This is a genomic window from Idiomarina sp. OXR-189 (assembly GCF_034373425.1).
Taxonomy (GTDB): domain Bacteria; phylum Pseudomonadota; class Gammaproteobacteria; order Enterobacterales; family Alteromonadaceae; genus Idiomarina; species Idiomarina zobellii.
On the sequence record NZ_CP139706.1, the window covers coordinates 301,991 to 314,504 of the forward strand.

A 12,514-nucleotide genomic window follows, 5' to 3' on the forward strand; every position below is an offset into this window, starting at 1 on the left:
CCGTCTCCTTATTGATTCATGACTTCGTTAATGTCGGCTGCCTGTATCAGGTCGCCGGTGTCGTTACCCCAGGCATTACGCTCGTAGGTGATAACAGCTGCAAGCTCACGCATGCTCAGCTGTTGGCCGAACGCCTGCATAGCAGTGCCGGTAACGCCATTAACAACGATGTCTATATGTTTTGCTTTAGCGTTTGGGTCGACAGATACACCGCTTCCTGCCAATGCAGGGAATACGCCGTCAACACCTTGGCCGGTAGGTTGGTGACATGAAGCACAAGTACTGTTGTAAACTTTCTCGCCTAAGTCCATGAGTTCGTCTTCTGACATTTCCATGGCTAAGAGCTCTTGCTCACGCTCGCGAGCGGCTTCTTGCTCTGCTTCAAGCTCGGTTATCCACTTTTCGTATTCAGCCGGCTCTTTGGCAATAACAACCACAGGCATGAATCCGTGATCCTGACCGCAAAGCTCGGCGCACTGACCACGGTAAATACCAGGCTCGTCTACTTTGGTCCAGGTTTCGTTGATGAAGCCGGGGTTAGCGTCTTTCTTAACCGCGAAGTCAGGAACCCACCAACTGTGAATAACGTCGTCGGAAGTTACCAGGAAGCGGACTTTTTGACCCGTTGGAATAACCAGCGGGCGATCGACTTCGAGTAAGTAGTTTTCGCTTTTGTCGAATTTATTGTCTATTTGTTCTTGTTGAGTCGCCAAACGACTGAAGAACTCAACGTCATTCTCGAAGTATTTGTAGTGCCATTTCCATTGCGAACCCGTAACCTGAATAGTGACATCAGCGTCTGATGTATCTTCCATAGCAATTAGAGTTGTTGTTGCCGGAATGGCCATACCCACAAGAATTAACAGTGGAATAATGGTCCAGGCAATTTCAACTTTTACGTTCTCGTGGAAATTCGCTGGTTTGGGGTTTTTCGATTTGCGATGGCGAATCATCGAAATGAACATTAAACCGAACACGACCACACCAATGGCACAACAGATGTAAAATATCGTCATGTGCAGGTCGTAAACTCGGTTACTGACTTCAGTAACACCCTTGGTTAGGTTGAGTTGGTTTTCTGCGCTAGCAGGTAAGCTCAACATAGCCAATAGTGCCCACAGAGGCTTCATTTTCACGTGACTTCTCCTCTTATTCTTCAATGAGACCGAAAGGCCAATTCCGATCAAAATTCGAAGAACAAAGAGGTAAGCAGAAAAAGGAACAGCTTCTCCCCAGAAATCACTTTCTCTACAGACTCTTTGTTATAATTATCGTTGTTATAATATTTTTATAGTCGGGTAGTACATTTATTAACTAATTTACAAAGAAAGATCCAGATCAAATCAAACAAATGGTCAATAAATGAACTGATCTGTTAAAAAAAGGCTGCCGAAGCAGCCTATCAAGGAAGAAACACACTAACGAGGATTTAGTGGAGGTGGGATGTTAGTGTGTTTTTATCAAACAGGAAGTATTGAGTGTGACTTAATTTACTTGCCATTTTTGCGCGCTGCCATGTGCGGCTTGAGACAGAGTCGAGATAGGCAATAACCATACTGCTGTTTCCCGCTAATAGCGCTTGCTCCAATGCCCACTCACAACGTTCGGCAGAGTGACTGCGTAACCAACGAATTTGATGCTCCGCAACACCGGATTCAATAAGCTGGGCAATGACATTTTTGTCACCGCCGATAACAGTAACCCACTCACTTGGCTTTTGTTGTAAAGCATTCTGAACAGCTGGTGATAAGGCGTCTGTCTCGACTGCCTCTGCGCCTGTTTCTTGTTCAAACTTAATATCCGTCGGTGCAGCTTTCCACAAACCCGGGTGGTGCAATTTGTTGTTCTGTTGAATTTTCATAGTGCAGCTCCATTTCTGATAACACCAACCGCCAGACCTTCAATCGCGAATACTTGCGATGCTAGATCAACAGTGATGGTGGAGAATTCTGGATTTTCCGGATGTAACAAGACAGTGCGACCTTTGCGCTCAAACCGTTTTACCGTGACTTCGTCTTCAACCCGAGCAACAACAACCTGTCCATTTCTGGCTTGCTCAGTTTTATGCACGGCAAGTAAGTCACCGTCCAAGATACCAATGTCTCTCATGCTCATACCGTTAACTTTCAGGAGAAAGCTGGCGGCAGGCTGAAATAATGATTCGTCGACTTTGTAATGCCCTTCAACATGCTGTTCTGCAAGCAGCGGCTCACCGGCGGCGACCTGGCCAATCAGCGGCAAACCTTCGGCGACATCAAAGTCGTCGCCCACTAAGCGAATGCCGCGAGACATACCTGGCATAATTTCAATAACACCTTTACGCGCTAACGCCTTTAAATGCTCTTCGGCGGCGTTGGCAGAACGAAAGCCAAGCTTGGAAGCAATTTCCGCACGTGTCGGCGGCATACCGGTTGCGTGCAGGTTGTCTTTAATAAGCTCTAATATTTCAGACTGTCTTGGTGTTAAAGGGCGCATATTCGAACCTGTGTTTATGTACAGTTATACTGTGAGTATATACAGGTATTTTTATTTCGCAAGTCATTTCACCAACGACTTTTATTTTTTAAGTTGGTATCCTATAGCTCTGTTTAAAACAGAGGTTGATGTATGAGCAAAAAAAGCCCTTTTTACGCGGTGTTGAAGTATCCGTTACGTTGGCTAACACGGTTCGAAGATATTTGGGACGGCGATGAAACTGATCACAAAACCACGGTGCAAAAGCCGGTGGCTTACGTTATGCGTTCAACCTCCACTGCTGATCTGTCCATATTGCAGCGTGCAGCTAAGCGCCGAGGCCTGCCTGATCCTCTCGAACCGCTTGAAATTAATGGCAAAGAATACAGCCGGGTTATGTATTTGGAAGAATTTGCCAACGAAACCTCTGAAAAAGCGGTGGAAGAATTCCATCAGTTATTGAAGTTACATAAAGACAATAGCAACCTCGACTTACAGCTGATACCCGCTGGGGTGTTCTGGGGGCGCCAGGCAGGCCAGGAAGCAATTGCCGGCAAGGCAATGACAGGTGACCTCGATAACCCAGGCGCTATTCGTAAATTCTGGCTTGTGCTTTTTTCAGGTCGTCAGGTCTTGTTGCGCTTCTCGCGTAGCGTCAGTTTAGGTCAAATGGCTAATGATTACGGCGCAGACATGCGCATAGCCCATAAATTGGCGCGTGTTGCCCGTGTTCACTTTGTTCGCATGCGTCATGCAGTTGCCGGACCCAAGCTCAGTCATCGGAAAGAGCTTATGGCGCAGCTCATTAACACGCCAGCGCTCAAGAAGGCCGTTGCCGACGAGGCCAAAGGCAAAAAAATTAGTGAAGAGGAAGCTCGCAAAAAAGCACTCTCTTACATTGACGAAATTGCGGCGAATTACAGCTCGACGTTAGTGCGAGTACTTGACCGCTTTATGACCTGGATGTGGAACCGTATTTATAACGGTATTCATGTAAAAGGCGGTGAACGCATACGTCGTCTTGCTCAGCAGGGACACGAAATTATCTACGTGCCGTGTCACAGAAGTCACATGGATTACTTGCTACTGAGCTATGTTATTTATAAAGAAGGCTTGGTGCCTCCGCATATTGCAGCAGGGGTCAATCTGAACTTCTTCCCGGTTGGCGGCATTTTCCGTCGTGGTGGAGCATTCTTTATACGCCGCAGTTTCCGTGGCAATAAGCTTTATTCCGCGGTATTTCGCGAGTACTTGTGCTGGCTGTTTCAAAAAGGCTACCCGGTGGAATACTTCAGTGAAGGCGGTCGTTCCAGAACTGGGCGTTTATTGCCGCCAAAGACTGGCATGCTCGCTATGACCGTTCAGGGTATGCTGCGTGATCAACAACGTCCAGTGTCGTTGGTGCCGGTGTATCTTGGTTATGAACACATCATGGAAGTCGCCACTTACCTGAAGGAGTTAAAAGGTAAGGACAAAGAGAAAGAATCCGTTTTTCAAATTCTAAAAACAATTACCAAATTGCGTAATTTTGGTCAGGGCTTTGTAACTTTCGGCCAGCCTATCGATTTAAAGCATACGCTAGACTGTAATGCGCCCGACTGGCATAAGTCGGTAACGCGAGGGGCCGAAGAGCCGCTAAGACCGAATTGGTTAACCCCCGTGGTCAATGGTTTGGCTGAGCGTGTTATGCAGGGCATAAACGACTCTGCAGCCGCAAACAGTGTGAACCTAACGGCTCTGGCATTACTCAGCTCTGAGCATCATGCGCTGACGAAAGAAGAGCTATTAGCTCAGCTGGAAGTGTATCTGGGTGTGTTAAAAGAAGTGCCTTACAGTACCGATATTAGTGTGCCTAAAGAAACACCGGAAGAATTGTGGCAGCAGGCGCTGCGCACCGATAAGTTTAAAGTTGAGTCAGATACTATGGGCGAAGTTATCTCGCTCGAACGTATGTCGGCTATTGCGATGACATACTACCGCAACAACATACTGCACATGATGGTTGTGCCGGGCATTATTGCCTCAATCATTATGGCGAAAAAGCGCGTGTCGGTAGATGAAATTGTCGAGCGCACTCAAGCAATTTACCCCATGCTAAAAGCTGAACTTTACCTGAGTCACACCGCCGAGGATATTCCGCTGTGGGTAGAGGCGCTGTGTGAGGAGCTGGCACGTCAGCAATTAATTACCCGCGAAGGTAGCGACTGTGTCATTGCGAAGCGTGAAAGTGCGCAGTGGTATCGTTTGCGCTTGCTAGCCAACAGTGCCAGTGAAACTCTGCAGCGCTACTGTATTGTGTTAGAGCTTCTGCAGCAGGCACAGCCGATAATGCGGGCGGAGCTTGAGAAACAGTCTATTACTCTGGCCGAGCGTTTGAGTTCTATCCACGGAATTGACGCGCCGGAGTTTTATGACAAGAAAGTCATGGCGACATTAATTGCTAGTCTTAAGCAGCAGGGGCTGGTTGAAATTGATGACGATGGTCAGCAAATTGCCGCAGAGCCGGTTGGGGCGTTAAGTGACCAGGTCGATGAGCTGATTGACGGGCCTGTCCTGCAAACGATAAGGCAGTCGGTGCAGCAGTTCGTCAATCAGCCGAGTGAATAGCGCTTAACCTTAATACCAGTAATGTAACGCCAGGCCTATCGCGAAAACCATACCGACGTAATGGTTGTGCAAAAAGGCCTGGAAGCATTTCATTGGCTCGCGATGGCGTATTAACCAATGCTGGTGCGCAAACAGTAGTATACTTACCGCAAGCGCCGCCCAGGCTATCCAGTCCGCTGTGAGTATATAGAGCACCCATGCCAGCAACCCGATGACAACCAGTTGCAATAACGCAATGATGAGTTTGTCGTAACGGCCAAATAAAATAGCCGTGCTTTGCAGACCAATTTTTAAGTCGTCTTCCCGGTCGGCCATGGCGTATTCGGTATCGTAAGCCACGGTCCAAATAATATTGGCGATAAACAACAGAGCAGCGATAAACCACTCACTGGACTCTAGTGCCGTAAACGCCATGAGTATGCCGAAACTGAAGGCTATGCCCAGTACCACTTGGGGTAGGTGAGTCCAGCGTTTGCAGAAAGGGTAAAGTGCGGCAACGCCGGCAGCCAGGAAGCTCAGCATAACGGTGTTGGTATTCAGCTGAAGCACCAGTCCAAAAGCAATAGCCAGCAAAATAAAGAAACCAATAATAGCTTCCGTTGCGGAAATTTTTCCGGCGGGAATAGGGCGTTGCTTAGTGCGCCTGACATGACCATCAAAGTTGCGGTCGGCAAAGTCATTGATCACACAACCGGCGGAACGCATCACAAAAGTGCCCAGCAAAAATATCACCACAATTTTCAGCGGCGGGTTACCAGTGCCGGCAATTAGCAAAGCCCATATTGTCGGCCACGCCAGCAAATAAGTACCAATGGGACGGTCCGCCCGCATTAACTGCCAAAAAGCCTGAAGTTTTTGTGCTATCACTTGCTCTGTACCTCTAACACATGGTCGTAAAGTGGTGACGACGTTAAGAATATCTCGCTCACTAACAGTTGCTCGCCTGCGGTCGAGAATATTCGGCGGCGGCCTAATAAGGGTTTCGACTGACTAAACCATTGCTGGTTCAGTTTGCCTATAACATGAGATTCCGCCACAGTCGCTACTTCAATGGGCCCTGAAGTTAAGTCCTCTCGTTGAAACAACGAGTCGCCGAGTGAACGGTTACCTAATTCTGAAAGTTGCAACTGCTCGTTGTTTTCGGCGCTTTTTGCGAAAATACTGCGGGCAAACACCCAGGGTTTACCATCACAGTATAGCAGTACTTCGCGCACTACCGCGGGCTGACTCTGCTTTAAGCGACGGCACTCTTCGTCATGAGGCAGCATTTCCTGTTGCCCTAATAAACGAACCTCAAAATGCCCGCAATTACTTTTCAGACGCTGGGTTAAAGAGCCCTCGAAGCACAGCCAGTCATGCTGTGTAGAGGTTAGCTCGACCTTATCAGGAGCCTGCCATTTAAGCGGTTCACTGACAGGAAATGTTGGTGCTGGGTATAACTCTGTTGTCATTTGTATTGGCGTTATCAAGCTCTATCGCTATGATAGCAAAAAGGAAACAATTGAACAGCGAAAGCTGGGTGGCTATATGAAACTGATTCGGACATTGGGTTTACTGCTAACAATGTGTTTATTAAGCACAGTTGCAAGCGCGCAAGACGAGGTTGCGTACTATGGTTTTGAACCCGACATAACAACAAACTTTTTAAAAGAAGGGAATGATTACCGCCTGGGGTTTGTGCGCGTTGCGGTAGAAGTTATGGTTCCGGACCCTAGCTACGTGAGTGTGGTCGAACATCATGCACCGTTACTGCGGGATGCCTTTATAAACATATTCAGTACGGCAACGGAGCGTCAGGTTCGGACTATGACAGGACGTGACCAGCTGCGACTCAAATGCCTGGAGCGCGCCAAAGAGTTAATGACTCAGGAAACCGGCAACCCGGTCATAAAAGAAGTTATTTTTACCAAGTATATTTATCAGTAACGAATTTTGGGTGTCGGGTTTAGCGCCCGCACCACAAAGCCCGCTAAGCACCCTGACAGTAATCCGGCTAAATGCGCCTCGTTGGCTACGTTGACCCAAAGTACGCCGGTGTAACCCAGCACTAGCCAAAGCAGCATAAAGACAATGAGCCCCGGCGGCAGATACAGCGGTGTCGCCCGGCGGAAGCTATACACCCAGCAGAAACCAAGCAGACCATAAACCACACCGGACATGCCACCAAAGTTAGGACCATTCATTAGGTACTGAATAACATTGGCGGTAATGCCGGAAAACAAGAATAGGGCCAGTAGCCAGGAAGTGCCCAGTGTCTTCTCTATACGACCGCCTAAATACCACCACCAAAATACATTAAACACAATATGAAGCAGCGTGAAATGCATGAAGACCGGAGTGACAAAACGCCAGGGCTGGTCAAAGGGCAGTGCGTTAAAGAAGCGACTGATTTTTAGAGCTTCTAACGTAGCTTCAGGCCACATATTCAGAACTAAAAAGACCAAAGCCGCTAGTGCTGCGACTATTCGTGTGAGCCAGCCACTTTGCGCTAAAAGTGTCAAGGAAATAGGCGCTGAGCGACGCGACGTTGAAGAAGGTTGGTTTGAGTCTTGTGTTGAAGCCGACTGCTGCGGCTTTTCGTCGAGCAGCTCAGGGTTCGCTTTGCATTGTTGAACAAGATCTTTAGCGAGCGCCTCGTAGCTGCTTTGGTGCAGCCATAGTTCAAGTTGCTCGCCTTTTTCCGTGACGCTAACCGGTATGCCGTGCTGACGCAGATATTGGTAGAGCTTTCGCATCCATTCCGGGTCTTTACTGCTCAGCAATCGGCGCATGGTTTATTCCTTGTTAACGTGCTCGGGGTAAGACATTGACCAGGCGGTAAAACCGCCGTTCATGCTACTGACATTAGTAAAGCCCTGCGCCGCAATATATTCTGCGGCGCCCTGGCTACTAATACCGTGATAACAAACCACAATAATAGGGGCGTTTTTGTCGACAGACTCCAAAAATACGCCCAAATTACTGTTGTCGATGCGCTGCGCACCCGGAATGTGACCCATCGCAAAAGACTGTGGGTCGCGAATGTCGGCAAACACCGCATCACCGGCTTGCCAGTGCTCTGCCGCGGTGTTTAGCTCCACTAATTCGTAGGTACGTTCGTCTGCACTCATAGGGTTTAGTCCCAGTTCAGAATGACTTTACCCGACTGACCTGAAATCATGGTTTCAAAGCCTTTTTCGAAGTCGTCGACTGACATTTCGTGCGTTAATATCGGCGAAATATCTAAGCCTGACTGTAGCAAGCTCGCCATTTTGTACCAAGTTTCGAACATTTCACGACCGTAAATGCCTTTAATGACCAGACCTTTGAAAATAACTTCGTTCCAGTCAATGGCGACATTCTCTGGCGGAATACCTAACATAGCAATTTTGCCGCCGTGGTTCATGGTCGCCAGCATTTGTGAAAACGCAGAAGGTACACCTGACATTTCAAGTCCCACGTCAAAGCCTTCTTTCATGCCGAGCTCTGTCATTACGTCAGACAGCTTTTCTTTGCTGACGTCGACCGCACGGGTGACACCCATTTTACGGGCTAAGTCCAGGCGGTATTCGTTAACATCGGTAATAACCACATGGCGCGCGCCAACGTGACGAGCCACCGCTGCCGCCATAATGCCGATAGGGCCAGCGCCAGTAATCAATACGTCTTCGCCGACTAAATCGAAAGCCAACGCTGTGTGTACTGCATTACCGAATGGGTCAAAAATAGACGCCATTTCGTCGGTCACGTCGTCTGGCAGTTTAAACGCATTTTCGGCGGGCAGTGCTAAATACTCAGCGAATGCGCCCGGACGGTTAACACCAACGCCATACGTATTACGACATAAGTGACGGCGGCCGGCGCGGCAGTTACGGCAGTGGCCGCAAGTAATATGGCCTTCGCCAGAAACGCGATCACCAATCTCAAAACCACGAACACCGTCGCCCATAGCAGCAACTTCGCCCACGTACTCGTGACCGACTACCATAGGTACCGGAATGGTTTTTTGCGACCAGTCGTCCCACTTGTAAATGTGTACGTCGGTACCACAAATTGCCGTTTTCTTAATTTTAATCAGAATATCGTTATAGCCGCATTCCGGCTTCTCGACATCGGTCATCCAAATGCCGGGTTTGGAATGCAGTTTCGCCAAAGCTTTCATTTCAATACTCCTTAAATCACACCCAGCTCTTTACCAATGCGGGTAAAGGCTTCAATGGTGCGATCCAATTGTTCGCGTGTGTGAGCCGCCGACATTTGCGTGCGGATACGAGCTTTGCCTTTAGGAACGACAGGGAAGGAGAATCCGATCACGTAGATATCTTCTTCCAGCAATTTATCCGCCATTTCCGATGCTAAGCGTGCGTCGCCAACCATGACTGGAATAATGGCGTGATCAGCACCGCTCAGGGTAAAGCCGGCCGCGGTCATTTTCTCACGGAAGTACTGGGCGTTTTCCCACAACTGAGCGCGCAGTTCATGACCGTTTTCCAGCATTTCCAGTACGCGAATAGACGCCTGAACAATGGCTGGTGCTACCGAGTTAGAGAACAGGTATGGGCGTGAACGCTGACGTAACCAATCAATCACTTCTTTCTTGCCTGAAGTGTAGCCACCAGATGCACCGCCTAATGCTTTACCTAAGGTGCCGGTGATAATATCGACACGGCCCAATACGTCACAGTATTCGTGTGTACCTTTGCCGTTCTCACCTAAGAAACCAGTGGCGTGACAGTCGTCCATCATAACCAGTGCGTTGTATTTGTCGGCCAGGTCACAAATGCCTTTTAAGTCCGCAATAACACCGTCCATAGAGAACACGCCGTCGGTCGCAATAAGCTTATGACGTGCGCCGTCAGCGTCAGCCTGCTTAAGCTGTGCTTCCAGGTCTTCCAGATTGTTGTTTTTGTAACGGTAACGCTTGGCTTTGCTCAAACGGATGCCGTCAATGATGCTGGCGTGGTTCAGCTCGTCACTAATAATGGCATCTTCCGGCCCCATAAGCGTTTCGAACAAGCCGCCGTTCGCATCAAAGCACGACGAATACAAAATGGTGTCTTCGGTGCCTAAAAAGTCACTCAGCTTTTGTTCCAGCGTTTTGTGAATGTCCTGTGTACCGCAAATAAAACGGACAGAAGCCGTACCAAAACCATGCTCGTCCAGACCTTTTTTGGCTGCCGCAATAAGGTCAGGGTGGTTCGCCAAACCTAAGTAGTTATTGGCGCAGAAGTTAAGCACACGGTGGTCATTAACAGTAATTTCAGAACTTTGGTCAGAGGTAATAATACGCTCTTTCTTGTAAAGCCCTTCGGCTTTGGTTTCAGCCAGTTGGTCGGCCAGTTGCTGGTAAAACGCAGAACTCATGTTCGACTCCATGATTTGAAAAATTCGTTACCCTCTAGTTTACTGATGTTAGCCCCAACTCGCATCCTTAATTTCAATTTCAGACTTTTGTTTGGTGTCCAATTGCGTGTACTCTTTAGGGAAATTTGAGCGATAATTTGTCGGTTTAGGAGAGTTTATGCATCGCCGAGCTATTTACCCAGGCACTTTTGACCCTATTACCAATGGGCATGCAGACCTTATTGAACGCGCAGCAGCGCTATTCAACGAAGTGGTTGTTGGTATAGCAGAAAGCCCCAGTAAAAAACCTTTATTCACGCTAGAAGAGCGGGTTTTACTGGCGCAGCAAGTGACCGAAAAGCTCGATAATGTCAGTGTGGTCGGTTTTTCGGGTCTTTTGGTGGACTTTGCTCACGAATACGATGCAACGGTGCTTATTCGTGGACTGCGTGCGGTGTCCGACTTTGAGTATGAATTCCAGCTGGCGAACATGAACCGCCGTTTGGATCCTAATTTGGAAAGCGTCTTTCTAACACCAGCTGAAGAAAACTCGTTCATTTCGTCGTCGCTGGTGAAAGAAGTGGCATTGCATGGCGGTGATGTATCTGGCTTTACCGACGCGCGAGTGGCGTCGGCTTTAGAGCAGAAATTTGCGGGGAAACGTCCGGGTCAGTAATGCCTGACCCGACAGTATTAGCTAAGGGCTACGTGGTAAAATACGATACTCATTAGAACCGGGCATAAGTAACGAATGTGCCAGCGCAATAACGTAAGCCCGAAACTGCCCGCAGCAATTTCTTTTAAGTGGTTGCTGCGGCGCCATAACCAACCCACTACCAGTAAATAGAATAAGCCAGACAGCGGCAGCTGGAACTGTGTCACAGCGGTGACGACCCAACCAAACAGTGGCTCGAAGAATAAAATCAGTAATAGTGAGAACACACCAATAAGCGCTAATGACGCGGCGGTTGCAACCGGGCGGCTCAGTTTGCGCTCTTCAATGCAATAAGACACAGGAACTTCCGCCTGAGCAATGGTCGAGGTTAGCGCGGCAATACTCAGTAAGCTAAAGAATGCAAACGCGACAAACGGCCCGGCAACGCCCATGCTGTTGAATAGCTCCGGCAGTACCGCAAAAATGAGCTGTCCTTCGCCAACCAGCTCGGTGCCTTCACCAACGGAAACGCCTAAATGAATGCCTGCGTATAGTGCTGGAATAATCAGTAAGCCGGCTAAAAACGCTATGAAGGTATCAAGCGCTGCAACTGAAAGGCTCAAACGACCCAGTTTTGCACCGGGCTTTAAGTACGAGCCATAAATCATCATGCCGCCCAGGCCAATCGACAGTGAGAAGAATGCCTGACCCATAGCGGCAACTAAAATACTGGTATTGGTTATTTGTGTGAAGTCCGGTATCAGGTAACGTTCTAAACCGACGCTGGCGCCTGGTAACGTCAGCATGTAAATAATCAGGCCGACTAGCAGAACCACCAATGTTGGCATTAAACGCTTGGACCAACGCTCAATACCTTTTTCCACGCCCTGGAAGACGACTAATGCGGTGGCGGTTAAAAACAGCCCCGTGAATATTAAGTCGCGCGGCATAGAGCTGTTCAGCAGGAATTCGGACACCGATGTGAGGCCAACGCCTTTGGCTAAGAAGCCGAGTGCGTGAACCACCATCCAACCGGCGACTACGTGATAGAAGCTCAGCATTAAGCATGAGCCCAGTACGTTCAAATAGCCCATTAACCTACCGACCGGGCGAGCTTTACCGCCGGAAAGCAGAGTCAATGACTTAACCGGGTTAGCCTGTGCGCTGTGACCTATGAGCAGTTCGCTATAAAGGGCGGGAATAGCCAAAATAAAAATAACGCACAGGTACACGAGTAAAAAAGCGCCACCACCATGGTTGGCTACTTGCGTCGGAAAGCCCCAAATGTTGCCGAGTCCGACAGCGGAACCCGCGGCCGCTAAAATAAAGCCAATGCGGCTATGAAATGAATCACGCATAAATGTCCAAAAAGCTTACTGCCCCTACTTAAGTCAGGCGGGCATTCTAACGAACTGAGAAAATTTTGCCCTATCTTTTTTTAGTCAATCGGGTTACTATTCGCGCCCTGAATTTCAG

Annotated in this window: 13 protein-coding genes; 3 read left to right on the top strand and 10 right to left on the bottom strand. The window is 48.6% G+C overall.

Annotated features, from left to right (window positions below; genetic code table 11):
• Positions 1 to 8: 8 nt before the first annotated feature.
• From coxB to lexA, 3 genes are all read right to left on the bottom strand, one after another.
• Complete coding sequence (gene coxB, locus UM402_RS01430; RefSeq protein ID WP_058576680.1) at positions 9 to 1,130, bottom strand: cytochrome c oxidase subunit II; 1,122 nt, start codon at positions 1,128 to 1,130, stop codon at positions 9 to 11.
• Between the two features lie 299 nt (positions 1,131 to 1,429).
• A complete protein-coding gene (locus UM402_RS01435; protein ID WP_053953181.1) occupies positions 1,430 to 1,861 on the bottom strand; it encodes a hypothetical protein in 432 nt (143 codons plus the stop codon).
• The gene (lexA, locus tag UM402_RS01440) at positions 1,858 to 2,475 is read right to left on the bottom strand and encodes a transcriptional repressor LexA (RefSeq protein WP_053953180.1); all 618 of its coding nucleotides are present in this window, start codon (positions 2,473 to 2,475) and stop codon (positions 1,858 to 1,860) included. Before lexA ends, UM402_RS01435 begins: the two co-directional genes overlap by 4 nt.
• Positions 2,476 to 2,607: 132 nt before the next feature.
• Here lexA and plsB point away from each other — a divergent pair, with 132 nt between their 5' ends.
• Positions 2,608 to 5,061 (top strand): glycerol-3-phosphate 1-O-acyltransferase PlsB, encoded by a 2,454-nt coding sequence (gene plsB / locus UM402_RS01445; protein WP_058576625.1) that lies wholly within the window; start codon positions 2,608 to 2,610, stop codon positions 5,059 to 5,061.
• A 9-nt stretch (positions 5,062 to 5,070) separates the two neighbouring features.
• Here plsB and ubiA read toward each other — a convergent pair whose 3' ends face one another.
• Both ubiA and UM402_RS01455 read right to left on the bottom strand, forming a co-directional pair.
• Positions 5,071 to 5,892, bottom strand: coding sequence for a 4-hydroxybenzoate octaprenyltransferase (gene ubiA, locus UM402_RS01450; RefSeq protein ID WP_058576681.1), 822 nt, complete (start codon positions 5,890 to 5,892; stop codon positions 5,071 to 5,073).
• Between the two features lie 32 nt (positions 5,893 to 5,924).
• Positions 5,925 to 6,512: a chorismate--pyruvate lyase family protein gene (locus UM402_RS01455; RefSeq protein WP_058576626.1), complete on the bottom strand. Its 588-nt coding sequence runs from the start codon at positions 6,510 to 6,512 to the stop codon at positions 5,925 to 5,927.
• A gap of 76 nt (positions 6,513 to 6,588) precedes the next feature.
• Between UM402_RS01455 and UM402_RS01460 the strand changes: the two genes are divergently transcribed.
• Complete coding sequence (locus UM402_RS01460; RefSeq protein ID WP_053953177.1) at positions 6,589 to 6,987, top strand: flagellar basal body-associated protein FliL; 399 nt, start codon at positions 6,589 to 6,591, stop codon at positions 6,985 to 6,987.
• Here the strand turns inward: UM402_RS01460 and UM402_RS01465 are convergent.
• Genes UM402_RS01465 through UM402_RS01480 form a run of 4 tightly spaced genes read right to left on the bottom strand, consistent with a single transcriptional unit; the run spans position 6,981 to position 10,404 of the window.
• On the bottom strand, positions 6,981 to 7,832 hold the full coding sequence (locus UM402_RS01465) for a rhomboid family intramembrane serine protease (RefSeq protein ID WP_058576627.1): 852 nt from the start codon (positions 7,830 to 7,832) through the stop codon (positions 6,981 to 6,983). The two genes, UM402_RS01460 and UM402_RS01465, sit on opposite strands and share 7 nt — an antisense overlap.
• Positions 7,833 to 7,835: 3 nt before the next feature.
• Complete coding sequence (gene glpE / locus UM402_RS01470) at positions 7,836 to 8,171, bottom strand: thiosulfate sulfurtransferase GlpE (RefSeq protein ID WP_082343175.1); 336 nt, start codon at positions 8,169 to 8,171, stop codon at positions 7,836 to 7,838.
• 5 nt (positions 8,172 to 8,176) lie between these two features.
• The gene (tdh, locus tag UM402_RS01475; RefSeq protein WP_053953175.1) at positions 8,177 to 9,202 is read right to left on the bottom strand and encodes an L-threonine 3-dehydrogenase; all 1,026 of its coding nucleotides are present in this window, start codon (positions 9,200 to 9,202) and stop codon (positions 8,177 to 8,179) included.
• Between the two features lie 11 nt (positions 9,203 to 9,213).
• Positions 9,214 to 10,404, bottom strand: a complete 1,191-nt coding sequence (locus UM402_RS01480) for a glycine C-acetyltransferase (RefSeq protein WP_058576628.1) — start codon at positions 10,402 to 10,404, stop codon at positions 9,214 to 9,216.
• A 157-nt stretch (positions 10,405 to 10,561) separates the two neighbouring features.
• On the opposite strand from UM402_RS01480, the gene coaD reads away from it, so the two are divergent.
• Positions 10,562 to 11,059, top strand: a complete 498-nt coding sequence (gene coaD, locus UM402_RS01485; protein WP_053953173.1) for a pantetheine-phosphate adenylyltransferase — start codon at positions 10,562 to 10,564, stop codon at positions 11,057 to 11,059.
• A 17-nt stretch (positions 11,060 to 11,076) separates the two neighbouring features.
• Here coaD and UM402_RS01490 read toward each other — a convergent pair whose 3' ends face one another.
• Complete coding sequence (locus UM402_RS01490) at positions 11,077 to 12,396, bottom strand: sodium-dependent transporter (RefSeq protein WP_053953172.1); 1,320 nt, start codon at positions 12,394 to 12,396, stop codon at positions 11,077 to 11,079.
• Positions 12,397 to 12,514 lie beyond the last annotated feature (118 nt).

What these genes read in the sequence shown, in the direction of transcription:
- coxB (WP_058576680.1), bottom strand. Translation starts at nt 1,130, where the DNA reads ATGAAGCCTCTGTGGGCACTATTGGCTATGTTGAGCTTACCTGCTAGC.
- UM402_RS01435 (WP_053953181.1), bottom strand. Translation starts at nt 1,861, where the DNA reads ATGAAAATTCAACAGAACAACAAATTGCACCACCCGGGTTTGTGGAAA.
- lexA (WP_053953180.1), bottom strand. Translation starts at nt 2,475, where the DNA reads ATGCGCCCTTTAACACCAAGACAGTCTGAAATATTAGAGCTTATTAAA.
- plsB (WP_058576625.1), top strand. Translation starts at nt 2,608, where the DNA reads ATGAGCAAAAAAAGCCCTTTTTACGCGGTGTTGAAGTATCCGTTACGT.
- ubiA (WP_058576681.1), bottom strand. Translation starts at nt 5,892, where the DNA reads ATGCGGGCGGACCGTCCCATTGGTACTTATTTGCTGGCGTGGCCGACA.
- UM402_RS01455 (WP_058576626.1), bottom strand. Translation starts at nt 6,512, where the DNA reads ATGACAACAGAGTTATACCCAGCACCAACATTTCCTGTCAGTGAACCG.
- UM402_RS01460 (WP_053953177.1), top strand. Translation starts at nt 6,589, where the DNA reads ATGAAACTGATTCGGACATTGGGTTTACTGCTAACAATGTGTTTATTA.
- UM402_RS01465 (WP_058576627.1), bottom strand. Translation starts at nt 7,832, where the DNA reads ATGCGCCGATTGCTGAGCAGTAAAGACCCGGAATGGATGCGAAAGCTC.
- glpE (WP_082343175.1), bottom strand. Translation starts at nt 8,171, where the DNA reads ATGAGTGCAGACGAACGTACCTACGAATTAGTGGAGCTAAACACCGCG.
- tdh (WP_053953175.1), bottom strand. Translation starts at nt 9,202, where the DNA reads ATGAAAGCTTTGGCGAAACTGCATTCCAAACCCGGCATTTGGATGACC.
- UM402_RS01480 (WP_058576628.1), bottom strand. Translation starts at nt 10,404, where the DNA reads ATGAGTTCTGCGTTTTACCAGCAACTGGCCGACCAACTGGCTGAAACC.
- coaD (WP_053953173.1), top strand. Translation starts at nt 10,562, where the DNA reads ATGCATCGCCGAGCTATTTACCCAGGCACTTTTGACCCTATTACCAAT.
- UM402_RS01490 (WP_053953172.1), bottom strand. Translation starts at nt 12,396, where the DNA reads ATGCGTGATTCATTTCATAGCCGCATTGGCTTTATTTTAGCGGCCGCG.